The organism is Corynebacterium sp. 11A (assembly GCF_008930935.1).
In the GTDB taxonomy this organism is placed as follows: domain Bacteria; phylum Actinomycetota; class Actinomycetes; order Mycobacteriales; family Mycobacteriaceae; genus Corynebacterium; species Corynebacterium megadyptis.
The window spans coordinates 14,036-37,800 of sequence record NZ_PQMR01000006.1 but is presented as its reverse complement, the minus strand read 5'-3'; the positions used below and the strand labels follow the sequence as shown (position 1 = coordinate 37,800).

At 63.2% G+C, this 23,765-nt stretch carries 23 protein-coding genes; 15 read left to right on the top strand and 8 right to left on the bottom strand.

Translation table 11 applies throughout. The features are described 5' to 3' along the window. The first annotated feature begins 179 nt into the window (after positions 1–179). The 3 genes from GBB18_RS06005 to GBB18_RS05995 are packed head-to-tail and all read left to right on the top strand — an operon-like array spanning position 180 to position 3,818. Positions 180–1,106, top strand: coding sequence for an ABC transporter permease (locus GBB18_RS06005; RefSeq protein ID WP_151641068.1), 927 nt, complete (start codon positions 180–182; stop codon positions 1,104–1,106). Continuing rightward, complete coding sequence (locus GBB18_RS06000; protein WP_151549124.1) at positions 1,099–2,097, top strand: ABC transporter permease; 999 nt, start codon at positions 1,099–1,101, stop codon at positions 2,095–2,097. Before GBB18_RS06005 ends, GBB18_RS06000 begins: the two co-directional genes overlap by 8 nt. Before the next feature lie 2 nt (positions 2,098–2,099). Then, a complete protein-coding gene (locus GBB18_RS05995) occupies positions 2,100–3,818 on the top strand; it encodes an ABC transporter ATP-binding protein (protein ID WP_151549123.1) in 1,719 nt (572 codons plus the stop codon). A gap of 76 nt (positions 3,819–3,894) precedes the next feature. On the opposite strand, the gene arsC is transcribed toward GBB18_RS05995, so the two are convergent. The 3 genes from arsC to GBB18_RS05980 are packed head-to-tail and all read right to left on the bottom strand — an operon-like array spanning position 3,895 to position 5,584. Then, the gene (gene arsC, locus GBB18_RS05990) at positions 3,895–4,245 is read right to left on the bottom strand and encodes an arsenate reductase (glutaredoxin) (RefSeq protein WP_151549122.1); all 351 of its coding nucleotides are present in this window, start codon (positions 4,243–4,245) and stop codon (positions 3,895–3,897) included. 34 nt (positions 4,246–4,279) lie between these two features. Beyond that, positions 4,280–4,864: a DUF402 domain-containing protein gene (locus GBB18_RS05985; RefSeq protein WP_151549121.1), complete on the bottom strand. Its 585-nt coding sequence runs from the start codon at positions 4,862–4,864 to the stop codon at positions 4,280–4,282. A 21-nt stretch (positions 4,865–4,885) separates the two neighbouring features. Next, positions 4,886–5,584 carry a hypothetical protein gene (locus GBB18_RS05980; RefSeq protein ID WP_151549120.1) on the bottom strand — a complete coding sequence of 233 codons (699 nt, stop codon included), beginning with the start codon at positions 5,582–5,584 and terminating at the stop codon, positions 4,886–4,888. A gap of 453 nt (positions 5,585–6,037) precedes the next feature. Between GBB18_RS05980 and typA the strand changes: the two genes are divergently transcribed. From typA to GBB18_RS05945, 7 genes are all read left to right on the top strand, one after another. Beyond that, positions 6,038–7,966: a translational GTPase TypA gene (gene typA, locus GBB18_RS05975; RefSeq protein ID WP_151641067.1), complete on the top strand. Its 1,929-nt coding sequence runs from the start codon at positions 6,038–6,040 to the stop codon at positions 7,964–7,966. Positions 7,967–8,010: 44 nt separating this feature from the next. Beyond that, positions 8,011–9,657, top strand: a complete 1,647-nt coding sequence (locus tag GBB18_RS05970; protein ID WP_192795945.1) for an ABC transporter family substrate-binding protein — start codon at positions 8,011–8,013, stop codon at positions 9,655–9,657. Next, positions 9,654–10,598, top strand: coding sequence for an N-acetyl-1-D-myo-inositol-2-amino-2-deoxy-alpha-D-glucopyranoside deacetylase (mshB, locus tag GBB18_RS05965; RefSeq protein WP_151641065.1), 945 nt, complete (start codon positions 9,654–9,656; stop codon positions 10,596–10,598). The genes GBB18_RS05970 and mshB overlap by 4 nt, the downstream gene beginning before the upstream one ends. Before the next feature lie 3 nt (positions 10,599–10,601). Next, positions 10,602–11,045 carry a hypothetical protein gene (locus tag GBB18_RS05960; RefSeq protein WP_151641064.1) on the top strand — a complete coding sequence of 148 codons (444 nt, stop codon included), beginning with the start codon at positions 10,602–10,604 and terminating at the stop codon, positions 11,043–11,045. A 29-nt stretch (positions 11,046–11,074) separates the two neighbouring features. Beyond that, the gene (fdxA, locus tag GBB18_RS05955; protein ID WP_151549115.1) at positions 11,075–11,392 is read left to right on the top strand and encodes a ferredoxin; all 318 of its coding nucleotides are present in this window, start codon (positions 11,075–11,077) and stop codon (positions 11,390–11,392) included. A 21-nt stretch (positions 11,393–11,413) separates the two neighbouring features. Further along, positions 11,414–12,553 (top strand): succinyldiaminopimelate transaminase, encoded by a 1,140-nt coding sequence (gene dapC / locus GBB18_RS05950; protein ID WP_192795944.1) that lies wholly within the window; start codon positions 11,414–11,416, stop codon positions 12,551–12,553. A 133-nt stretch (positions 12,554–12,686) separates the two neighbouring features. Then, positions 12,687–13,265 (top strand): GtrA family protein, encoded by a 579-nt coding sequence (locus GBB18_RS05945; RefSeq protein WP_151549114.1) that lies wholly within the window; start codon positions 12,687–12,689, stop codon positions 13,263–13,265. 130 nt (positions 13,266–13,395) lie between these two features. Here GBB18_RS05945 and GBB18_RS05940 read toward each other — a convergent pair whose 3' ends face one another. Continuing rightward, positions 13,396–14,769, bottom strand: a complete 1,374-nt coding sequence (locus GBB18_RS05940) for an amino acid permease (RefSeq protein WP_151549113.1) — start codon at positions 14,767–14,769, stop codon at positions 13,396–13,398. A 114-nt stretch (positions 14,770–14,883) separates the two neighbouring features. Next, positions 14,884–15,891, bottom strand: a complete 1,008-nt coding sequence (locus GBB18_RS05935; RefSeq protein ID WP_151549112.1) for a DapH/DapD/GlmU-related protein — start codon at positions 15,889–15,891, stop codon at positions 14,884–14,886. A 246-nt stretch (positions 15,892–16,137) separates the two neighbouring features. Between GBB18_RS05935 and GBB18_RS05930 the strand changes: the two genes are divergently transcribed. From GBB18_RS05930 to GBB18_RS05910, 5 genes are all read left to right on the top strand, one after another. Beyond that, complete coding sequence (locus GBB18_RS05930; protein ID WP_151549111.1) at positions 16,138–16,923, top strand: TIGR00730 family Rossman fold protein; 786 nt, start codon at positions 16,138–16,140, stop codon at positions 16,921–16,923. 38 nt (positions 16,924–16,961) lie between these two features. Further along, a complete protein-coding gene (gene folP, locus GBB18_RS05925; RefSeq protein ID WP_192795943.1) occupies positions 16,962–17,822 on the top strand; it encodes a dihydropteroate synthase in 861 nt (286 codons plus the stop codon). Between the two features lie 71 nt (positions 17,823–17,893). Next, entirely contained in the window at positions 17,894–18,709 is an 816-nt protein-coding gene (locus GBB18_RS05920; RefSeq protein WP_151641063.1) for a glucosyl-3-phosphoglycerate synthase, read from the top strand. A 122-nt stretch (positions 18,710–18,831) separates the two neighbouring features. Beyond that, the gene (locus GBB18_RS05915; protein ID WP_083878338.1) at positions 18,832–19,002 is read left to right on the top strand and encodes a DUF3117 domain-containing protein; all 171 of its coding nucleotides are present in this window, start codon (positions 18,832–18,834) and stop codon (positions 19,000–19,002) included. Between the two features lie 218 nt (positions 19,003–19,220). Next, complete coding sequence (locus tag GBB18_RS05910; RefSeq protein ID WP_151641062.1) at positions 19,221–20,093, top strand: methyltransferase domain-containing protein; 873 nt, start codon at positions 19,221–19,223, stop codon at positions 20,091–20,093. A 101-nt stretch (positions 20,094–20,194) separates the two neighbouring features. On the opposite strand, the gene GBB18_RS05905 is transcribed toward GBB18_RS05910, so the two are convergent. The 3 genes from GBB18_RS05905 to glgA form a co-directional block, all read right to left on the bottom strand. Further along, on the bottom strand, positions 20,195–21,604 hold the full coding sequence (locus tag GBB18_RS05905) for a GH32 C-terminal domain-containing protein (protein WP_151641061.1): 1,410 nt from the start codon (positions 21,602–21,604) through the stop codon (positions 20,195–20,197). A gap of 100 nt (positions 21,605–21,704) precedes the next feature. Further along, positions 21,705–22,460, bottom strand: coding sequence for an acetolactate decarboxylase (budA, locus tag GBB18_RS05900; protein ID WP_151641060.1), 756 nt, complete (start codon positions 22,458–22,460; stop codon positions 21,705–21,707). 130 nt (positions 22,461–22,590) lie between these two features. Then, positions 22,591–23,763 (bottom strand): glycogen synthase, encoded by a 1,173-nt coding sequence (gene glgA, locus GBB18_RS05895; RefSeq protein WP_151641059.1) that lies wholly within the window; start codon positions 23,761–23,763, stop codon positions 22,591–22,593. Between the last annotated feature and the right edge of the window lie 2 nt (positions 23,764–23,765).

The following is a 23,765-nucleotide window of genomic DNA, read 5'->3' as shown; positions in this document are numbered from 1 at the left end:
CCGCAGCGGCCAGGGGTGCTGGTGTGTGAAGCTTTGGTAATTTAAAGCGATAGTCTCGCCTGTCTCACTGCACCCCCGAGCTCCCCGTGCATCACAGGACAATCGGATCGGCCAGCGGTGATGGCTTGCGGGAGGATCGACGCGTCAACCGCGCTACCTAACCTAGAAAGTCCTCGCCTATGCTGCGCTATGTGGGGCGCCGCGTTCTGCAGATGATTCCGGTGTTTATCGGAGCGACTCTGCTGATCTATGCGCTCGTATTCCTCATGCCGGGTGATCCTGTGCAAGCCCTAGGTGGTGACCGTGGACTATCCGAATCCGCGGCTCAACGCATCAGGGAAGAGTACAACCTGGATAAACCCTTCCTCGTCCAATACCTGCTCTACATCAAGGGCATCTTTACTCTTGACTTTGGCACCACCTTCTCTGGCCAGCCTGTGTCCTCGGTGATGGCCAATGCCTTCCCCGTGACCATCAAGCTCGCCTTCATGGCTCTGGCCTTCGAGACCATCTTCGGCATTCTCTTCGGCGTGGTCGCTGGTATCCGCCGCGGTGGTTTTTTCGACTCCACCGTGCTGGTGCTGTCGCTGCTCGTGATTGCCGTTCCCACCTTCGTGATCGGCTTCGTGCTGCAATTCATGGTGGGCGTGAAGTGGGGGCTATTGCCCACCACGGTTGGCCCCAATGAGTCCTTCGAGGCGCTGCTTATGCCCGCGATCGTGCTGGGCGCGGTGTCCTTCGCCTATGTGTTGCGCCTGACGCGGCAGTCCGTGAGCGAGAATCTCACCGCCGACTATGTGCGTACCGCCCGCGCCAAGGGCCTGAAGGACAGCACGGTGATGAGCCGCCACGTGTTGCGTAATTCCTTGATTCCCGTCGCCACCTTCCTCGGCGCGGATCTCGGTGCCCTCATGGGTGGCGCCATCGTGACCGAGGGCATCTTCGGTATCAACGGTGTCGGCGGTTCCATTTACCAAGCCATCCTCAAGGGCGAACCCGCCACCGTGGTGTCCTTCACCACCGTGCTGGTGCTCGTCTACATTGTGGCCAACCTGCTCGTGGATTTGATCTACGCCGTGCTCGATCCGAGGATTCGCTATGCCTAAACCATCTCCCGCACACCTCAACCCCGAGAAGAACCTCCAAGGCCCCGCCTTTGAGACGAAGAAGGGCCAAGAACACTTCGTTGACGCCGTGGATGAAACCGGCCTCGGTGCTGTCGACGCGGTGGCCGATGAGTCCGCACCGACCTCCCTGTGGGGCGAGGCGTGGCAAAACCTGCGTCGCCGTCCTCTGTTCTGGACCTCGGCCGTACTCATGCTCGCCGCCATCGTGCTCGCTTTGGTCCCGCAGTTGTTTACCAGCGTAGATCCGCAGACCTGCGAGCTCGCCAACTCCCTCCAGGGGCCCACGGATGGTCACCCCTTTGGTTTCGACCGCCAGGGCTGTGACATTTTCGCCCGCACCATCTACGGGGCGCGCGCCTCGGTGCTCGTCGGCGTGCTCACCACGATGTTCGTCGTGGTGCTCGGCGTGCTCATCGGTGCTACCGCCGGCTATCTCGGCGGCATCGTGGACTCCATCTTCTCCCGTATCACCGACGTTTTCTTCGCGCTGCCGCTGGTGCTGGCTGCCATCGTGGTGATGCAGATGTTTAAGGATCATCGCACGGTATTCACCGTGATCGTGGTACTCGGCCTCTTCGGCTGGACCTCGATCGCCCGCATCACTCGCGGTGCCGTGATGAGCGTGAAGAATGAAGAGTTCGTTACCGCCGCCCGCGCCTTGGGCGCATCGCGCACCAAGATCCTGTTTAGCCACATCCTGCCCAATGCGGCGGCGCCGATCATCGTCTACGCCACCGTGGCTCTGGGTACCTTCATCGTGGCGGAAGCCACGCTGTCCTTCCTGGGTATCGGTTTGCCCTCGACGGTGGTCTCCTGGGGTGGCGACATCTCGCGCGCTCAGGCCTCGCTGCGCACCCAGCCGATGGTGCTCTTCTACCCGGCTGTGGCGCTGGCGACGACCGTGCTCAGCTTCATCATGATGGGTGACGTTGTGCGCGACGCCCTCGATCCGAAGGCAAGGAAGCGATAATTATGACGAATACTACGCCCCCTGCCGGCACCGATAGCTCCGCCGAGGTGGATCGTTCCGTGCCGCTATTGACCTTCGAAGATCTCAAGATTTCCTTCGAGTCCACCACCGGCACCGTGGACGCCGTGCGCGGCATTAACCTCGCCATCTATCCTGGGCAGTCCGTGGCGATCGTGGGCGAGTCCGGCTCCGGTAAGTCCACCGCCGCCATGTCCATCCTCGGGCTCTTGCCTGGCACCGGAAAGATCACCGGCGGTTCCATTACCTTCGACGGCCAGGACATCACCGATGTCTCCGAGAAGGAGCGCCAAGAATACCGGGGCAAGATGATCGGCCTGGTGCCGCAGGACCCGATGAGTAACCTCAACCCCGTGTGGCGCATCGGCACCCAGATCAAGGAATCCTTGCGCGCCAATAACGTGGTGGATCCGAAGGAGTACGACGCGCGAGTCGCTGAGCTGCTCGAGGAGGCGGGTCTGCCGGACGCGGAGCGCCGCGCCAAGCAGTATCCCCACGAGTTCTCCGGCGGTATGCGCCAGCGCGCCCTGATCGCCATGGGCCTGGCCGCGCATCCCAAGCTGCTCATCGCCGACGAGCCCACCTCGGCTCTCGACGTGACGGTGCAAAAGCGCATCCTGGACCACTTGGGAACCCTCACCGAGGAACTCGGCACTGCCGTGCTGTTTATCACCCACGATCTGGGTCTTGCCGCCGAGCGCGCCGAGCACCTCGTGGTGATGCACCGCGGCCGCATCGTGGAGTCGGGTCCCTCGCTGAAGATTCTGCGCAACCCGCAGCACCCCTATACCCGTCGCCTTGTCGACGCCGCCCCCTCGCTGGCCTCCGCCCGCATTCAGCAGGCACAGCAGCAGGGTGTGGAGTCCACGGACAAGCTCAGCAGCGATCACTCGCAGGTAGAGGACGAGGTGATCCGCGTGGAGAACCTCACCAAGATCTTTGATGTTCGCGGCGCGCGCGGCGCTAAGAAAGAACTGCGGGCTGTTGATGATGTCAGCTTCGGGCTGCGCACCGGCACCACCTTGGCGCTGGTGGGCGAGTCCGGCTCGGGTAAGTCCACGGTGGCGAACATGGTGCTGAACCTGCTCGACCCCACCGAGGGAAAGGTGTATTACAAGGGCACCGATCTGTCTACCTTGGGCCGCAAGGAGCTTTTCGATATGCGCCGCAAGCTCCAGGTGGTGTTCCAGAACCCCTATGGTTCGCTCAACCCGATGTATTCGATCTACCGCTGTATCGAGGAGCCGCTGAAGGTACACAAGGTGGGCAACCGCGAGCAGCGGGAGAAGCGCGTCGCCGAGCTGCTGGATGTGGTGCAACTGCCGCGCTCGACCATGCGCCGCTACCCTAATGAGCTTTCAGGCGGTCAGCGCCAGCGCATCGCTATTGCCCGCGCCTTGGCGCTGCAGCCGGAAGTGATCGTGTTGGACGAGGCCGTCTCCGCCCTGGACGTGCTGGTGCAAAACCAGATTCTGCAGCTGCTGACGCAGCTTCAGGATGAGTTCAATCTCTCCTATCTGTTCATCACTCACGATCTCGCCGTGGTGCGCCAGACTGCCGATGACATCGTGGTCATGCAAAACGGCAAGGTAGTCGAGCAGGGCAGCGCGGACGATATCTTCGATCACGCCCAGCAGGACTACACTCGGAATCTCATCGATTCAGTGCCTGGGCTCGGCATCGAGCTCGGAGCAGGGGAGTAAGCCCCGCACCCACAACGCCACAAGGGCCGCCGCAGTACGTGCTGCGGCGGCCCTTGTGGCGCTATCTAGGGGAGAATCAGGCGGGGTCGATGATCTCCTCGAGTTTCTCTGTGGGGCGAGCAATAACCACCCCGGAGGCACTACGCACAAAGGGTCGTTCGATCAGCGTCGGGTGGGCGAGCATGGCCGCGATAAGTTCATCCTCCGGCGTCTCGGGGCTCAGCCCTAGCTCGGCATACTCGGATTCGCCGGTGCGGATAGCCTCATGCGGGCGCAGGCCAGCATCCGCGAGCAGGCTGCGGAGCGTCTGTTCGTCGGGGGTGTCCTCGAGATAGCGCACGATGGTCGGCTCGATGCCGTGATCGCGCAGATACTGCAGCGCAGCGCGGGACTTGGAACAGCGGGGATTGTGATAGATCACGGTCATGCCGCCAAGGCTACCGGTGTGGAGCGTGGCGTCGTCAAGCGAATGAGCAGCCCGCAGGAGTGAGGGTGACGTTGTCCGCCCACTCGAGGGTGATACCGCGCGAGCGCAGCCACTGGTGGACGTCATCGCCGTAGCGGGTGATGCCTTCCACGGCGGTGAGCGTGCGATCGATGGCGCGCTCAGCCTCGGAGGCGGTGATGAGCCCAGCGGAGGTGGCGGCGGCGAGCTCGTCGATGTCGAGCACGTCGATGGGGGTGCCCGTGGTGGCCACGAGATCCACGTAGAGATCCCGTGTGGTCCAAGTGGAGCCCTCGCGGTTGATGTCTGCGATGTCGATATAGAGCTCTTGGTCTACATCCACCCCGGGACGGAAGTGAAAGATGTTGGCGCGCAGGCCGAGATCGGGCAACAGCCACGATTCGAGATAGCCGAAGCGGGGATGATCCGCCCCGCGCGCCATGTACAGCCCGAAGTCGGTTTCGGTGTAGGTATCCACCGCGCGCAGGTAGCCCTTGGGGTCCGTGTTGGTCAGCGCGGAGACGTCAAAGGTCTCCTGCTTCACGGGATGGAGATCCACAGTGGAGCCTCCATCCTGCGCATCGGGCTGGGAGGTGGACATGAGATACCTGCGCAGTTGCTCTTAGACCGTGAAGATCGCGGCGGTGGGGGCGAAGTGGCAGGCAGTCTCGGAGGTATTCACGGTGCCCTCGAGAACGGCGATGATGGTGCCCTTGCCGGTGGCTGCCGTGCCGTTGAGGGTGGCGGGGCCGTCGGGGTTGAGGCCGCCATTGCCCAGGCGGGAGGTGCCGAACTGCAGGGTGTCGATATTCATCCAGTGCACGTTGAGTGCGTCCTGCTGCTCTGCAGCCAGGCCCGGGGTGCCAAGTGCGGTGAACACGAAGCCGGCCTCGTCGGCGGGAACACCCGGCAGCGGCAGATCGGCCGGCCCGGGAACAGCGATGGCGGTGCCCACGGCGGTGTGCTCGCCGCCGATGCAGGAGCCAGCGATGGTGGGCCAGTAGAACTGGGTGAACTCGGGGGTGTTCTCCGGCTTCAGCAGCGGCGCACCCGCGGGGGAGTGGCCACCCTCGTAGAACTCCACGGCGGCGATCACGGCGTTGCGCAGCTGCTCGGGGATGAAGGGCTGGTTGGCGAAAGCGCGGGCCTGAGCCAGCACCTCAGGGGCGGGGCGGCTGAGATCGTCGATCAGCTGCGGATTGGTAATGACGGGAATCGTCATATCGGAGCTGGTCTGCGCGGTGGCCAGCGGGGCGGAAAGCGTGGCGCCAACGGTCAGGGCGGCAGCGCAGGCGACGGCGATCGGGGTACGGAGTTTCACGGGGTTTCAGTGTCCTTTCTTGGAAGCTGTACATGCGACGGGCACAAAGCTCTAGTCCACAGACTTCACTTAAACCACATTAGTCACAACAGTCACAATACTAATACATTTCTCAGAGTGAGGCTAGGCCTGTGTTCACTATCATCGTCGCAGCTGCGGGCGGAGCAGGCCTGGGCCTGCGGGGTATCCGCACCGGGGCGGCGTCGTCACGCGCAACGGCCGCAGTAGCTACCGCACTCTGTGAAGCCATAAGAGGATGTGTCACTGTCGGAATAGATAGGTTTTTGTTGCCATTTCGTTACAATCTACTCTAAAAGATGTGGTATCGCCGGAAAAGGGGGTACACTCGGCTAGTCGTTGCCCACGTATGACGCGTGGGCGACAGGCGCGCGTGCTTCTTCATCGTCTGCGCGCCGCGATCACCATCTATATTGCAGGAGTACACACAAGCCCGTGAGCGAAAACAACACTACCGCGCGCACCGAATTCCGAAACGTCGCCATTGTCGCACACGTTGACCACGGCAAAACCACCCTCGTCAACGCCATGCTCGAACAATCCGGCGCCTTCGGTGACCACGGCGAGATCGCCGATCGGGTGATGGACTCCGGTGACCTGGAGAAGGAAAAAGGCATCACCATTCTGGCCAAGAACACCTCCATTCGGCGTGTGGGCCAGGGCAAGAATGGCGAAGATCTCATTATTAATGTCATCGACACCCCCGGCCACGCCGACTTCGGCGGTGAGGTGGAGCGTGCGCTGTCCATGGTCGATGGCGTGGTGCTGCTCGTCGACGCCTCCGAGGGCCCGCTGCCCCAAACCCGCTTCGTGCTGGGCAAGGCCTTGGCGGCGAAGATGCCGGTGATTATCTGCGTGAACAAGACCGACCGCCCCGATGCCCGCATCGACGAGGTGGTCGAAGAATCCCAGGACCTGCTGCTCGAGCTGGCCTCCACCCTCGAGGATGAGGAAGCCCAGCAGGCCGCCGAGACGTTGTTGGATCTGCCGGTGCTCTACGCCTCCGGCCGCGCCGGCACCGCCTCCACCGAGAACCCCGGTGATGGCAATGTGCCGGATGCGAAGGATCTGCAGGAGCTCTTCAACGTGCTCTACGATGTGCTGCCCGAGCCCTCGGCCGATATCAACGCCCCGCTGCAGGCCCATGTGACCAACCTGGACTCCTCTTCTTTCTTGGGCCGTATCGGCCTAGTGCGCGTGCACGCCGGCGTGTTGAAGAAGGGCCAGCAGGTGGCATGGATTCACTACGACGATGAGGGCAATCAGCACACCAAGACCGTCAAAATTGCCGAGCTTCTTTCCACAGAGGGCATGCAGCGCGTGCCCGCCAAGGAGGTTATCGCCGGCGATATCGCGGCTATCTCCGGTATCGATCAGGTGATGATCGGCGACACCCTCGCCGATGTGGAGAATCCGACCCCGCTGCCGCGCATCACCGTGGATGAGCCGGCGATCTCCATGACCATCGGCGTTAATACCTCGCCGATGGCCGGTCGCGGCGGTGGCGATAAGCTCACCGCCCGCGTGGTAAAGGCCCGCCTCGAGCAGGAGCTCATCGGTAACGTCTCCCTGCGCGTGCTGCCCACCGAGCGTCCCGACGCCTGGGAGGTGCAGGGCCGCGGCGAGATGGCGCTGTCCGTGCTGGTGGAAACCATGCGCCGTGAAGGTTTCGAGCTCACCGTGGGTAAGCCCCAGGTGGTGCCCAAGACCATCGACGGCAAGATCCACGAGCCCTTCGAGCACATGGTCATCGACGTGCCCGCCGAATTCCAGGGTGCCGTGACCCAGCTGCTAGCCGGCCGCAAGGGAATCATGATGTCCATGGACACCACCGGAAGCGACTGGGTACGCATGGAATTCGAGGTGCCCGCCCGCGGTTTGATCGGCTTCCGTACCGTGTTCATGACCGATACCAAGGGCACCGGCATCGCCAATCACTACTCGGATGGCTACCGCCCCTGGGCCGGCGAGATCAAGGATCGCGCCTCCGGTTCCTTGGTGGCCGATCGCTCCGGTCAGGTCACCACCTATGCGCTGATGCAGCTGGCTGATCGTGGCCAGTTCTTCGTGGAGCCCGGCATGGAGGCCTACGAGGGCATGGTTGTGGGGCAGAACAACCGTGATGAGGACATGGACGTCAACATCACCAAGGAGAAGAAGCTCACCAATATGCGCTCCGCGACGGCGGATGCCACCTTTACCCTGGCTAAGGCGCATGTGCTCTCCCTCGATGAGGCCATGGAGTTCTGTGGCCAAGACGAGTGCGTGGAGGTGACCCCAGAGCGCATTCGCGTGCGCAAGGTGATTCTCTCTGCCACCGACCGTGGCCGCGCCCGTGCCCGAGAGAAGGCCCGCAACAAGTAGCGCGACTTCTCGGCCGCGGGGCCCTAGCCGCTAGACTCATGAGGGTGATCAATGTGCTTCGCCGTGCCTCGCTTTGCTGCACCAGCGTGGTCGTCGCTCTCAGTATTGCCAGCTGTGCAGCCAATCCGGGCCCACCGCCGGTGGAGGAAGTGGAGCGGACGATCAGTACCACGTCCTCCTCCACGCCGCCGGAGCGCCCCGAGGACATCGATCCCGCTGAGCGGAACAAGATCATCGTGGGCATGGATCCCTTGCTCAACGGTTTTAACCCGCACCTGATCGCCGATTCCACGCCTTTTGTGGAATCAATGGCAGCGCTGGTGTTGCCCAGTGCCTTCGTCGGCGGTGAGCTCAATTCCTCTTTGCTCACCAGCGCCGAGGAGATTGAACCGGTCGGCGACGCGGTGCAGACGGTGCGCTATCAGATCAGCACCGCGGCCCAATGGTCTGATGGCACCCCTATCACCGGCTCCGATTTTCAATACCTGTGGGAATCCATCGTCTCCACCCCGGGCACGACTGACACCGCTGGCTATCGCCAGATCTCCAGCATTCGTGTCAGCAATGGCGGCAAGTCCGTGGCCGTGGACTTTGGTCACCGCGTGGAGCAGTGGCAGAGGTTGTTCACGCACCTACTGCCGAGCCATATTTTCCTCACCGGTACCGATGGATTCGACCGCGTTCTGGCCAATACCATGCCGGTCTCCGGTGGGCGTTATCAAGTCTCCTCCGTTGACAGACAGCGCGGCGAGGTAGTGCTGTCGCGGAATGATCGCTACTGGGGACTGCAGCCCGCGAAGATCGAAAGGCTCATTTTCCGCGAGATTCGCTCGGCCGGTAGCGCCGCCGAGATGATGCGCCGCGGCCAAATGGATCTGGCCGATCTCTCGCTGGAGGAGACCACCGAACCCGCCCTGAAGCTCGTACCCAGGGTGGAAACCGCCACCCGCGTCTATCATCGCCGACTCGACGTGGTGTTCAACACCACGGCCCCCACTCTGGACACCCCGGCGAAGCGGGCCGGTTTCATCAGGCTTATCGACGCCCCCCTCGTGGCCAAGCTCGCCACCGGCCGCAGTACGCATCTCGGGCTGGCGGATCCCAGCGAGTTCCCGCAGCCAGAGATAGAACCGGAGGCGCTGCCCAGCGGCCGCTCCGTAATCTTGGGCGTGGATGCCGCCGATGACGAGGCCGTGACGGCGGCGCGGTCCATCAGCGATCTCGCCGCGCAGCAGGGAATCGATGTGAACGTGATTCTCTCCACCACCGCCGAGCTCTTTAGCACCCTCATGCCCGAGGGGCATATCGACGGTATCGTCACCCACTCCCGCACAGAGCAAACTCCCATCGGGCTCGCGACCCGCTATCTGTGTGGGGTGGCCGTGACGCAGCTGTGCGATAGCGATCTCGATGCCACGCTGCGCGAGTATCTCGCCGGCGCGGTGGATGACACCGCCGCCACCGAGGCGGTGCGGGCGGTGGAAAATCGCGATATCCTGACCTATCCGCTGTCCTATACCATCCGCCTTGATGCGGCAGGGGCGCGTATTATCGGCCCCGCCTCCACTTTCGCTGAGTGGCCCGTTGATCCTTATGCTGGGCGACTCGCCGGCGCCGCCAGCTGGAGCGTGCGCCAAGGCCTAGACCCCAGTCGTATCGGCACCCCTGAGGAGAACACCGAAACCCCATGATCACCACTGTGCAGTCCGAGACGCCCTTAAGTGACGTCACCGTTCTTGCTGTCCACGCCCATCCTGATGATGAGGCCATCTGGACCGGCGGGCTCCTCGCCCATCTGGCGCGCCGCGGCGCAAATGTCATCGTGGTCACCTGCACCTTGGGTGAACAGGGAGAGGTGATTGGTGATCCCTACCAGAACTTAGTCGCCGAGCACTCCGATCAGCTGGGCGGTTTCCGTATTCGCGAGCTCCAGGAATCGCTGGCGGCCCTCGGGGTGCGCGGGATTCACCTCGGCGCCCCAGGGCAGTGGCGAGACTCCGGTATGGCCGGCGATCCTTCCGCGGCGCACCCGCGGGCCTTGGTGAATAACCTAGATCAGGCCACCGAGCAGCTGCGGGAACTCATTGCCGAGTACCGCCCTGAGCTGTTGATCACTTATGGCCCGGATGGCGGCTATGGCCACCCGGACCACATTGCGGCGCACACCATCACCCACCGGGCCGCCCCGGAGCACACCCGCATCCTCTGGGCGGTGACGCTGGAGGAGGACCTCGAGGCCGGCTTCGCGGGAATCCGCTCCATTCCGCAGACGTGGCGCCGCGCCGATGCGGAGATCGCGCGGGTCGAGCACGCCGATATTCGCTTGGCCCTGACCCCTGCGGAGCAGGCCCAGAAGGTGGCGGCGATGAAGGCCCACGCTACCCAGATCTGGATCGCCGACGGCTCCGTGAGCGCCACCAACCCGGTGCCCGCGCATGCTGCGGCAGATACTCCTGTGTTTGCGCTATCGAATCTCATTGCCCAGCCGGTGACGGCGAGCGAGAGCTATCAGATTGGTGCGGGGCCACAGCTGCCGAGTGACGTCACGGATGTACTCGATGGGGTGAGTGAGGTCTATCGGCTCGGCGAGGATGCACTGGCACACCTTCCGTACTGTGGGAAGGAGGACTAAGCGATGAAGCTCAGCCATCCACAGCGATACACCTACGCCGAGCACAGCACCGGTGAAATCGCCGGTGGCCTCCTGTGGTTATCGGTGGGGTCGCTGGTGTCGGTGCTGTTGGAGGTGGTCTATTTGGGCACATGGATCACACTGCCGGGCGGGAACTCGATTCCTTTTCCCTACACCATCGTGATCGCCTTCTTCTTCACGGCGGTGCTGACCCGCACGGCGCGGCTGTGGACAGAGAACATGCTCGCGGCGGCACTACCGGCGATCGTGTGGGTGTCAGGTTATATGATCCTAACTTTTTCGGTGTCGGTGACTGGGGATATGCTTGTCGGGTCTAGTTTGCGCTCGGTGTTGTTACTTGCCGCTGGAATCGCGGGCGGTCTCATGCCGTTGTGGCAGAAAAGCCCGCGGCCCCCGCGCCCCGATGCGCACACCACACAACCATAGTTGTCACACATTTTCAGGAGTTAGCTCACATGACGTACACCATCGCTCAGCCTTGCGTCGACGTGATGGACCGGGCGTGCGTGGAAGAATGCCCGGTGGACTGCATCTACGAGGGCAAGCGTTCGCTCTACATCCACCCGGATGAGTGCGTGGACTGCGGCGCCTGCGAGCCGGTGTGTCCCGTGGAGGCTATTTTCTACGAGGACGATGTGCCGGATGAGTGGATTGACTACAACGACGCCAATGCCGCCTTCTTCGATGACCTCGGCTCGCCCGGCGGCGCTGCCAAGCTCGGCGCCCAGGACTTCGATCCGCCATTGGTCTCCGAGCTACCTCCCCAGGCTTAAAGGTTCAGGGAGGCTCTCATCGTGACCGCGCGTTCCCGCCAGCCCTTGGCCCGCCGCCTTCCCGCCTTCCCGTGGGATAGCCTCGGGCCCATTAGCGAGCGCGCCCACGCCCACCCCGAGGGAGCCATCGACCTGACAGTGGGCTCGCCGGTCGATCCCGTGGCCGAACCCATCGCCGAGTCCCTGCGCGCCCACGCCACCCATCCCGGCTATCCGCCGACTCTGGGCACTCCGGCGCTTATCGACGCCATCTCGCAGTCACTGCACCGCCGTTATGGGATACAGCCCGTTCCCGCGGCCGCGATTGTGCCCGTGGTTGGCACCAAAGAACTCATCGCCCAGCTACCGTGGCTGCTGGGCCTCGGATCCGACCACCGCATCGCCGTACCGGCGATCGCCTATCCCACCTACGATATCGCCGCCCGGCTGTGTGGGGCGCGCGTCGAGGTGGCCGAAGAAGTCGCGGATATCATCGCCTCCGATGCGGACTTCGTCTATATCAACTCGCCATCTAACCCCACCGGCCGTGTCCGTAGCGCCGCCGAACTCACGGAACTGGTGGCGTGGGCGCGCGAGACTGGGACGATTATTGCCTCCGACGAGTGCTATCTCGGCTTGGACTATTCTGGGCGGGCCCGCTCCATCGCCCACCCCGAGGTGTGCGGGGAGAGCCTCGAGAACCTCATCGTGATTCATTCGCTGTCGAAGACTTCGAATATGGCCTCCTATCGAGCAGGTTTCATCTTCGGCGACAGCGGCCTGCTGGGCGAGGTGGCCGAGGTGCGCAAGCACTGTGGCCTATCGCTGCCTTGGGCGGTGCAACACGCCATGGTGTGCGCGCTGAGCAGCGAGGAGCATGAGCAGCAGCAGTACGAGGTCTATCGCCGCCGCCGCGAGACGCTGCGCGCCGCCCTCGACGCCGCGGGGCTGCAGGTGGACTATTCCGATGCTGGGTTGTACTTCTGGGTCACTCAAGGGCGCAGCGCCCAAGAGACCGTGGAGGCCTTCGCGGATCTGGGAATTATCACCGCGCCGGGCACCTTCTATGGCGATAACGAGCAATGCCGCAGCCATGTGCGCTTATCTATCACTGCCAGCGATAGTGCGATCGAGGCGGCTGCACGGCGCCTCGCGGGAGGCTTCGGCCGAGCGCCGGCCTAGGCCATAACCCGCGCCCAGGCGCCACTCAGGGTTCCTATTCTGCGGCATGCAGCGGGTAAACTCTGGATGAACACCAGCGGGTGGATACCCGCCTTAGCCGCATTCAACATGGCATTCGCTAGGGGAGAGAGTAGTGACTAACCACCAGGTAGCCCAGCCGCGCAGCGGTTCGGGGGCCTCACGCTATCGCCGCAATTTCCGGCAATTCCTCAAGTTTGGCATTGTCGGCGCCTCCGGCGTTGTGGTGAACTTCCTCACCGTGGTGGTAGTGAAGAAAATCCTCGACGGCGGCTTCGGTATTCACGAAGAAGACGCCGCCATGAACCTGCTAGACACCCAGTTCCACATCCGCTGGTTCCACATCATCTTGACCATCGCCTTCCTGGTGGCCAATATGTCGAACTTCCAGCTCAACCGGATGTGGACCTTCCGCAGCTCGCACCGGCCTCCCTGGCTGAAGCAGTTCATCCCCTTCCTCGTCGCCGGGCTCGGGGCGCTGGTAGTCACCCAGGTAGTGTCCACCTTGCTCATCAACCCGGAATCGCCCGTGGCTCTGCCCTCGGATATCTTCGATGGCTCCACAGGGCTGCGCACCAAGCTCTACTGGGCGGCCCTAGCCGGTACGGCGGTGGCCATGCCGGTGAATTTCGTGGTGAATAAGCTGTGGACCTTCAGAAAAACACGGGTCGTACTGGAGCAGGCCCCGGTCTAGCTGGGTCGCCGCATCTCCGCGAACTCAAGCAGATAGACCACACCCCGAGCAGCCTGCATATCAGGCGTCTCGGGGTGTGGTGCGTGTGGAGGCCAGCCTAGGGCTTGTGTCCCCACACTCTGCTGCGTAGTTACTTCTTTCGCGCCGAACGCTTCGTGAGGAAGGACAGGGCGACAAGCGCCAGGGTCAGTACCGTCACGGAGCTGACTTGGGGGCGGGAGGAGGCGTCGAAAAGCATGAGAATGGTCAGCCCTGCCAGCATGGCGAGGGTGACCCAGCCGAGCCACGGATAGCCCCACATGCGGACCGAGATTTCCTTATTGCGCTCCATCTCCGGGTGCAGCTTGAGATAGCTGGCGACGATGAATCCCCAGATGACGATGAGGCAGCCGCCGACAGCGTTGAAGAGGAACTCCAAGAGCCCGGCAGGGTTCCACCACTGCAGGGCCACGGAACCGAAAGCGAAGATCACCGAGAGGATCACCGCGAGCGTGGGAACCTGGTTAGTGCCGCTGAGCGAGCGGAAGACCTGAGGCGCGTAGCCGCGCTGCGCCAAAGAGTAGACGAAGCGCGAGGTGGCGTAGATCTGGGCGTTGAATGCCGACAGCAGTGCGAGCACAATCACCGCCTCCATGAAGCCCACCGTGCCGGGGATATTCGCCATGCCCAAAATAATGGTGAAGGGAGAATCCGCCGCGGAATCGGCGCCGCCGATACGGGAGTAGGGCAGCAGGAAGGTGATCACCAGTACCGCGCCCAGGTAGAACACGGAGATACGCCAGATCACCGAGCGCACCGCCACGCGAATGGACTCGCGAGGCTTTTCGGACTCTGCTGCGGCGATGGTGACGATCTCAATACCGCCGAAGGCGAATGCCACAGCCAACAGCCCGGCGGCGATACCGGAGATGCCATTAGGGGCGAAGCCGGCGTCGATGAAATTGGTCAAGCCCACCGCCTCGTGGCCGGGCAGCCAGCCCATAATCATGAGCACGCCGACGATAAGGAAGAAGATGATCACGGCGACCTTGATGAAGGCGAACCAGAACTCGAACTCGCCGAAACCGCGCACAGCGGCCAGATTCACGATAGCGAAGAATACTACGCAGACGAGCGCCGGGATCCAGGGAGCCACCCCGAACCACGAGCCCATGATGGCGGCCGCACCGGTCATCTCCGCGCCCATCACCATGGTGAGCATGAACCAATACATCCAGCCGAGCGTGAAGCCTGCCCAGTGCCCGAAGGCCATTTCCGCATATTCGGAGAAGGAGCCGGAGCGCGGGCGGGCAGCAGATAGCTCGCCCAGCATCTGCATCACAAATACCACGATAATGCCGGCCACGATATAGGCCAAGAGCACCGCCGGGCCGGCAGCCTTGATGCCCACGCCGGTGCCAAGGAAGAGTCCCGCACCAATGGCGGAGCCGAGCCCCATCATGGTCAGGTGGCGGGTTTTTAAGCCTGAGCCGAGTGTATTCTCAGCTGTGTCCACGGTAGTCATGGTTAGCTAGCGTATTACACTCTGTACCGCTCGGTACATTTTCTGCCAGCCGCCCCATCACATAAGGGGTAGCACGCTGGCGCGATGCTGCCCCTTCGGCGACCAATACACCCCTTAGCTAAAGCTGTTATAGCCCGGTGTCGCCTGCTGCGGCGCCTGGGAGGCGACGATGGTGCCGGCGCTCGCCGCGCAGCGCACCGTCCAGTTGTGCTCACCGGCCATGTCCGCGGCAGTGCCCCACCGGCCGTGTTCCATGGACGCGCCGGGCTGGGGGAGGGCACCGTCGAAGAAGAGCACGGGGGTGTGTGGCTCCAGCACTACGTTATTGCCGATGCTGCAGTGATCTCCCAGATCGAGCCCGATGACGCCGGCGCTGACTCCGAGTATGCAGTCCTCGCCGATGGTGGTGGGCACCCGCGGATTGGTTTCGCTGCGCCCAGCCATCACGGTGGCGGCTAAGCCGACCCGGGTGTTTTCCCCGATCACCGTGCCGGAGGACATGCGCCCCTCGATTTTGGTCGGCCCCAGCGAGCCGGAGTTGAAGGAGACGAAGCCCTCGCGCAGCACGGAGGTGCCGGGGGCGAGATAGGCGCCGAGGCGGACGCGCTCGGCCTCAGCGATGCGCACCCCAGAGGGCACCACGTAGTCGACCATGCGGGGCAGACGATCGACGCCATAGACGTGGATGAGGCCACGGGAACGCAGGGAGGTGCGCACGAACTCGAAATTATCGGGCAGGCAGGGCCCCTTATTGGTCCACACCACAGTGGAGAGGAGATCGAGCACGCGATCCATGTTGATTTCATGGGGGCGGACAATGCGGTGCGAGAGCAGATGCAGACGCAGGAACACATCGTGGGCATCGAGAGGCGGCTGGGAGAGATCGCGGATGGTGGTGGACACCGCCACCTGCTCTACCATGCGGTCTTCGTCGATACGCACCAGCGACAGCATTTTTGGGGTCAGTCGATGCGCGCCGAGGCGATTAGTTCCGGAACTCGAGGGCATCGTGTGCGAGTCCGCGTCCATAATCAGCTCGGGGTGGGGATACCAGGTGTCGAGAACAGTCCCATCCATCGCGATATTTGCAATTCCCACTGCAGTGGCACCATGTGTGAGCATGAATCTCATCCTACCTTCAGCTTGGCGCGGCTTAAGTATGGGCAGGGTTCGGCCCACGGCGTTACTGAGGACGCCATCGCCACTGTGTAATGAAAGCAGAATGCCGCGTCCTGCGCACAGCGGTGGTGCGGGGTAGCCTTGGCAGCGCATTGCGTGTGCCCGTGGTGGACTCCCACGCTGTGGCCGCGCGAAACGCTAGTGTGAACAGCTAAAAACAGACGTCTCAAGCGAAGAATGGATGAGCATATGACCAGCGACACCACCCCTGACTCGCCCCGCCGTGGCCTCCGCGGCCCGGTATTGATGCGGCAGCAGTCTCCGCAGGAGTCCACTACCGATCAACGGCTATTGGATCACTCTGCCGCCGCCGACTGGCTGCACACCGATCCTTGGCGGGTGTTGCGCATCCAGTCCGAGTTCGTCGAGGGCTTCGGCGCGTTGGCGGAGTTGCCGCCGGCGGTGACGGTATTCGGCTCCGCCCGCACCGCGCCCGATCACCCCTATTACGCACTGGGCCGGCAGCTCGGCGCGACGCTCGCCGAGGCCGGTTATGCCGTGATCACCGGCGGCGGTCCGGGCCTGATGGAGGCCACGAACCGCGGCTGCAGCGATGCCGACGGGCTGAGCGTGGGTTTGGGCATTGAGCTGCCGCATGAGCAGCACCTCAACGAGTGGGTGGATCTGGGCCTGAACTTCCGCTACTTCTTCGTGCGCAAGACCATGCTGTTCAAATACACCCAGGCGTTTGTGTGCCTGCCCGGTGGCTTCGGCACCTTGGATGAGCTCTTCGAGGCGCTCGTGCTCACCCAGACGGGCAAGATCACCAACTATCCCATAGTGCTCATCGGCACCGAATTCTGGGCCCCGCTGAAACAGTGGATGTTGGATCGGGTGATCGAAGAGGGCTTTATTGACGAGGACGATGTCGATCGCTTCATCATCACCGACGATATAGACGAGGCCGTGCAGCACATCATCCGCGTGCACAGCGAGTTTGGCTTGACCGAGCCGCCCGCGGCGCCGCAGGCCTAGCCCTGGGGTAGTCCCAAGCACCTACGAGAGAGATCCTCATGCCCGCTTTGTCTTCCGCGTTTCGGCCCGGCCCGCTGCCGGCGGTGATGGCGATCATCAATCGCACCCCTGACTCCTTCTATGACAAAGGGGCCACGTTTAGTGACGCCGCCGCCCTCGCCCGTATCGACCGCGTTGTGCGCGAAGGAGCCACGATTCTCGATATCGGTGGGGTGAAGGCGGGGCCCGGCGAGTTCGTGTCTGCTGCGGAAGAGGTGGACCGGGTGGTGCCGATCATTGCCACCGCCCATGAGCGCCACCCCGAGATAGCGATTTCGGTGGACACCTGGCGCACCGAGGTGGCGCGTGCCGCCGTGGAGGCAGGCGCGAGTCTGATTAATGACACGTGGGCGGGGGTGGATTCGGAGCTGGTCGAGCTCGCTGGGGAGAAGCAGGTGGGCTATGTGTGCTCCCATACGGGCGGGCAGCAGCCGCGTACCCGCCCGCACCGGGTGCGCTATGACGACGTGGTGGCCGCCGTGATTGCCGAGACCAGTGCCCTCGCCGAAAGGGCCGTGGCGTGCGGAGTGCCGGAGAATAAGGTGCTGATTGATCCCACCCACGATTTCGGCAAGAACACCTATCACGGACTTGAGCTTTTGCGCCGCATCGATGAGGTCGTGGCTACCGGCTGGCCGGTGCTCATGGCGCTGTCGAATAAGGACTTTGTGGGCGAGACCACTGGCCGTGCCGTGGAGCAGCGGGTGGCTGGCACCCTCGCGGCCACAGCGCATGCCGCAGCGCACGGGGTGGCGGCGTTTCGGGTCCACCAAGTCAGCGATACCGTGGATGTCTGCCGCATGGTCGCCGCGATTTCCGGCGATATGGCGCCGGTGTGGGCGCAACGAGGGTTGATCTAGGCGGCGCGCCCCGCGCTAAATAGATGCGCGCGAATCGATGCTGCTGCCTCGCTCCTGATATAACGAGACATATGACTCCGTCTGCGCCGCCCCTTACGTGTTCCGAGCACCTCGGCGGCGCCAGCGTATCGGTGGTGATTCCTGCCCTCAACGAGGAATCCACCGTGGCCCAGGTTATCGCGGTCGTACAGCAGGATGATCCAACAGAGATCATCGTCATCGACTCCGACTCCCAAGACCGCACCGCTGCCCGTGCCGCCGCCGCGGGAGCACGGGTGCTCAACTGGCGCGAGATCCATCCCGCTATCGAGCTCCGCCCCGGCAAGGGCGAGGCCCTCTGGCGCGGCCTCGCCGCCGCCCGCGGCGACTATGTGGTGTTTGTGGACGCCGATTTACAGAATCCGCCACCGCATCTCGTCCAGCGCTTGGTAGCGCCCCTGACCGATCCCTCGGTCCACCTCGTCAAGGCCGCCTATCGGCGACCATTCGGCGAGGATCCACACGGCGGTGGCCGCGTCACGGAGCTCACCGCCAAACCGATGTTGCGGATTCTGCACCCCGAGCTTGGCCACATCTCCCAGCCCTTGGCGGGGGAGTATGCTTTGCGTCGCTCCAGTGCCCGCGCCTGCTCCTTCATCATTGACTTCGGCGTGGAAATGGGGATCGTGCTCGATATCGCAGCTCGCTTCGGCCCCGCCGCCATCGCCGAGGCGAACCTAGGGGTTAAACGCCACAAGCACCGTCCGCTGCAGGAGCTGGCCCATACCGCCGATAGCGTGGCCCGAGTCCTGCTCGATCGTGACTCCTGTGTCAGCCGGCCGCCACTGGAATCGCTCGGCGTCGATGTCGCCGTCGCCGCTACTGCCACCACCCCCAGCACACCGTAAGCTGGCCCACTGTGGGCCAGTGAAGGCCGAGTACACCGGACAAAAGCAACGCATGGTCTCGTTTCACGGCGTAGGATGTATGGGTAGTTGTAACTATTTTTTGTCATAGTGGAAGGCTTATCGTGGCTGCTCAAAAACCGCGCACGGGGAATGGACCATTGGAAGCTGTCGAAGAAAACCGGAAAATCGTGGTGCGGATTCCCGCTGACGGTGGCGGCCGCTTGGTGGTGGAGATGAGCAAGGATGAAGCAGCCGAGCTTGGCCACCATCTTCTTGATGTCGCGGAGGCCTAGCCTCCTGCTTCCCTCGTCGCCCTAGCGCTTGTGCTCGGCACGGCCACGGGTGAAGTTTGGGTGCTCTTCCTCCTGGTTGTACCATGGGCAAAAATGTTGTGTGCCCAGTGCAGCGAGGAGGATTCCTTGTCTGCACTCTTATACTGCGGAAACCATCATGCGCGGCGACAATGCCGCGTGGCGCATGAACCGAACAAAGATCTAGATAGGCGGTAGCTGTGCTCGATGATGTAAGTGACCTCCTCGCCGACCCTGTGGACGGCACCCCGCTGGTGTCCCACGATGGCTACCGCAGCCTCGTGTCGGCGACAGGGCGAAGCTATGAGGTCTCTGCCGAGGGTTTTGTCACCCTCGCGGCGAATGGCCGGCTAGCCCATGATGGCGATGACGCCCAGATGGTGGCAGATCGCGAAACCTTTTTGTCGCAGGGGCACTACGCACCATTCGTGGAAGCCGTGACCCAAGGCGTGCACGAGGCCCTCGAAGACGCGGGAGTGGGCAACGATATCGCCCCCGCCTTGTGCGAGATCGGCGCCGGCACGGGCTACTATTTGTCGCACACGCTGGATGCGGTGGATGATTCCCGTGGCGTGGGTATCGACGTCTCTATTCCCGCCGCGGAAAAGCTCACCCACGCCCACTCGCGCGTCGGCGCCGTGGTCGCTGATGCTTTGGAGCGCCTGCCGTTGCTCGATCGCTCCATCCACGCCCTCACCCTGATCTTCGCCCCGCACAATGCCGCGGAATGTGCCCGTGTGCTCGCACCCGGCGGGAACGTAGTGATGCTCAACGCAGAACCTGGACACCTGAGTGAGCTGCGGGAGCCGCTCGGCATTCTCGATGTAGAGCAGGGCAGTACCGAGCGCCTGATCGAGGAGATGTCGGAGTATCTCGTCCCGGTGCAGCCGCCGCAGTTGGTGGAGTTCCGGATGAGCCTCGATCAGCCCTCTATCGCCGCCCAGATCGGCATGAGCCCCTCGGCACGCCACATCGAACCGGATGTACTCAACGAGCGCGTGGCTGGGCTGCCCAAACGCATGGAGATCACCGCCCGCGCCAGCATCACCCGCTTCGCTCGCGTCGGCGACTAGCCGGTACAGCCCAAAAACAGCAACGGGCCCGCACCCCTTTGTGTATGCAGGGGGTGCGGGCCCTTAAGCGATGAGCAGCGAGCCGCGGCGGCGAGCCGGGTTTAGAGCGGCTCGATCTCCATGGTCGATTCCACCCGTGCGCCGTGGCGGGCGGTGTAGGTGATGGACTGGCAGCCGCCATCGAAATACACTCGCGAGGCCATGGCGATCAAGCCGCCGTCGGCAAAGACTTCCACGGTGGAGCCATCCACGATGAGGGAGAGCGCCTCGGTTTCTTCACTGCTGCGCTCCGCCACGGCGGGGGCACTGCCCTCGTGGTGCGGGTTCATGCTGCGATCCAGTGAGATCTCATCGGAAGAATAAGACACACGCGCCCCGACGGCGCCTGTGGCATCGCGAAGCTCGATATCTACCACGGCATCCTCGCTCGGCTGGGCATCCAGCCGGGCAATGAAGGCGCGGGCGTGCTCGGAGGCGCGGATGGCGTCGGGAAGCCCAGCGCGCGGCGTTTGGTAGAGGATGCCGCCCTGCAGGGTTACTCGGCGCGGCAGGGTGAGGCAATTGGCCCAGTTTTCTTGCTGCAGGCTCAGATGGGTGGTGGGATCGTCACCGCGACCCACCCCGTTCATCAGGCCGAACATGGTGCTGGACGCGTAGCGCGCCGCGGGATCCGTGTTGAAGCCGGTCACCACATTGGTGTTGCGGGGTCGCGAGAAGTCATGGCCGCGGTCGAGGCGGGTGAAGGGGGTGATCACGCTGAACTCGGAGTCGGTGAGAGTGCCCACCAGATAGCCGGAGATATCGCGGCCGTCGGTTTCAACGGTCAACAGCAAAACATCATAAATCTTTTCGTCTACCTCATCCTGCAAACGAATCAGGCGGGGAGACACGATGCGCTTATAGTGGCTGACGCCGCTGGGCGTGCCGACGCAGCGCAGCGGGCCAACGAAGTTCCAGTCGCGGCGATCGGCGGATTCGAACACCACAATGTCGGGGTTGTCGGAAGAACCGGCCACGGCGAGCATGATCCAGCCGTGGTGATCATCGCGTTGCGTGGAGCGCCAATCAGGAACCACGCAGGGAGAGCGGAAGTGGGAGTAGCCGTGGCAGTCCGAGACCACGGTGTGCACATTGGCCACATGCCTATCGAGGTGCGAGATGTCATCGGCCACTGTTTCGGTGGTGGCGTCCGCGTCGGCGATCTCGGCCACCTTGATGGTGGTGGCGTCTGCGGAGACGGCCGTAAAGAAGATGTCGATGCCCTTACCCACGGGGATCACCGAGCCGGCGCGCAGCTCGACCTCGTCGCCGTGGGTGGCGAGCACATCATCGCATACCTCCCAGTCATAGGGCAGGGCGCGGGAGGCCTGGTGTCCCCAGCGGGAGCTGGCCGAGGCGCTCGGCTTGTACTGGTTGAAAACGTGCCACACGTCGTCGTGCAGCAGCACCCCAGCGGGGGCCGCAAGAATGCCTTCTTCGGCGGTGACGTGTAACTCGGGGCGGTGGCTCATAACGTACCTAGTGTTTCTTTCGACAACTTTGTTCGGGCACCGATTGGCTGCGGCGCACACCCAGTTCACAATGCGTAGAGCGTTGCGGCGTCGATAGTACTTAACTTTTTACTTCCGTGGTGTGGATCTGCTCATCGAGGTTCTCCGGCGCGAGGTCGGCGCGGGAGAAATCCGAGGAGAGCGGCAGCCGCAGGTTCAGCTCCGTTGCGGGGCAGAGCTCGATAATCGCGTCCTTGACGCGGAAATCCAGCACATGCCCGCCGTGGCTGCGCGCATCATCAATGAAGTGCACGTGGCAGCCGGGAACGGAAATACCTTTTTCGTAGACGGGGGTGCGAAACCCGCCGATCACACCGGAGACATCCGTAAAATGCATCTCGGTATCGTCTGCCGTTGCCTCCACCATAGGTCGATAGGGCTTTTCTTGTCGGGTGACCGTGCGCACGGACACGTCGTGGAACTGGCCGCTAATCCGCACGGCATACATGTAGTTTTCGCTCGGCTGGAGCGAATCGATGTAGGTGCCGAGGTCGCTGCGCGACATGTCATTCGGTGCGTGGGCGCTAATGCGCGGCACAAAGTTGGTCACCACTGTGAACGGCGAGCACTGGTCGAGGCGCGCCGGGCGGGCCGTGCCGTCGCCACGCACCTGATAGCACTGGCCATCGACGATGATCATCTCCCCATCGAGGGCGTCGAAGGTGCCAATTCCAAAATTGCCCTGCCCCAGCAGCTCACTCACTGTCATGTCGCCGTCGTAAATGCCATCGAGCAGTGCGGTCATCAGCGAGTTTTGAAAAATCGTGTGTCGTTCCACCGGCGCGAGCTGGGTGCTGTGTGTGGGGTAGTGGGTCATGGCCCCAGCCTAGTCGCGACTCCCGTGCTGCCGCCGCTCGCTTATCGACGCCACCCCGCCTGCCCTGAAAAACACCTCACCCGCCCACAGCGGCGTGCTGGGGCGGGAGGAGGGGGGCGGGTGCGAGCAGTTACATCAAAGAACGGTAGACATCAATGGTCTGCTCGGCGATGGTGGCCCAGGAGAACTGCTCGACGGCGCGCTGGCGGCCCTTCTCGCCGATGTCCTTGGCGCGAGTGCGATCAGCCACCATCTCATTGACCGCGGCGGCCAGGTCGCGCTCGAAGGCCTCGGTGTCCTCGGCATCGTAGTGCACGAGGCTGCCGGTGACGCCGTCATTGACCACCTCGGGGATACCTCCCACATCGGAGGCGACCACGGCGCTGCCGCAGGCCATGGCCTCGAGATTGACAATGCCCAGCGGCTCGTAGATGGAGGGGCAGACGAAGGTATCCGAGGCGGTGAGGATTTCCTGAATCTTCGGCTTCGGCAAAAATTCCTGCACCCAGAACACGCCGTCGCGCTGCTGTTGCAGCTCCCGCACCAAGGTGGCGGTGCGCTCGCCGATCTCGGGAGTATCCGGCGCGCCGGCGCAGAGCACCAGCTGCACGCCCTCGTCGAAGTGGGAGGCGGCCTTCACCAGGTGCTCGACCCCCTTTTGGCGGGTGATACGGCCCACGAAGGAGACGATGGGCTTGTTCGGGTCCACGCCGAGCTCGCGGAGCACGGAGTCCTCGTTGTCATCGAAGGTGGGGCGGGGATGCCACAGCTCGGGGTCGATGCCGTTGAGAACCACGTGGATACGGTTCTCGTCGATGCGCGGATAGGCCTCCATGATGGCGTTTTTCATCTGCGCCGACACAGCGATCACCGCATCGGCGTATTCCATGGTGTTCTTCTCCGACCAGGAGGACACTTCGTAGCCGCCGCCGAGCTGCTCGCGCTTCCACGGCCGGTGCGGCTCGAGGGAGTGCGCGGTGGCGATATGGGGGATGTCGTAAAGACGCGCCGCCAGGTGTCCGCCCAGGCCCGAGTACCAGGTGTGGGAGTGCACCACATCCACATTGTTCGCGGCAGTGGCCATGCGCAGCCCCGTGGAGAGGGTCTTGATCGCGGGGTTGGCATCCTCCAGCGCGGGATCCACTCCGTGGACATACACATTCTTCTCGTCGCGGGGCGCACCCATACAGTGAACATCGACGTCCACCAAGGTGCGCATGAAGCGGGTCAGCTCCGCCACATGCACGCCTGCGCCGCCGTAAATCTCCGGTGGGTACTCCTTGGTCATCATTCCAACTCGCATAA